The 248-nt window shown below is 62.9% G+C and carries 1 protein-coding gene; it reads left to right on the forward strand.

Going from position 1 to position 248, the window contains the following annotated elements:
* The coding region (locus QP415_RS12485) for a hypothetical protein (RefSeq protein WP_285100283.1) at positions 1-248 on the forward strand (248 nt) is incomplete at both ends.

Here is a 248-nt window from a genome sequence, read left to right on the forward strand (position 1 = left end):
GTGTCAGCCGCGTCTTCCCCATCATTTTGATCCTGCTGGGCGTAGCCGCGGTGGCCTCGGTGGCGCGCGGGATAGATACCGGCGCGCTCATCGTCATCATTCTGTTCTCGATTCTGCTCTACCTGGCACGCGGGGCCTTCAACCGCGAACCCCTCCCCTTCGAATGGCGTTCTTTCGCGTTTTCCGCGGTGATCGCGGTAGGTATCCCGCTGGCAATTTTCGCCTGGCGCTGGATCCACGGTGCCCCG

The sequence above is a fragment of the Pauljensenia sp. UMB3104 genome (assembly GCF_030217285.1).
Lineage (GTDB): Bacteria > Actinomycetota > Actinomycetes > Actinomycetales > Actinomycetaceae > Pauljensenia.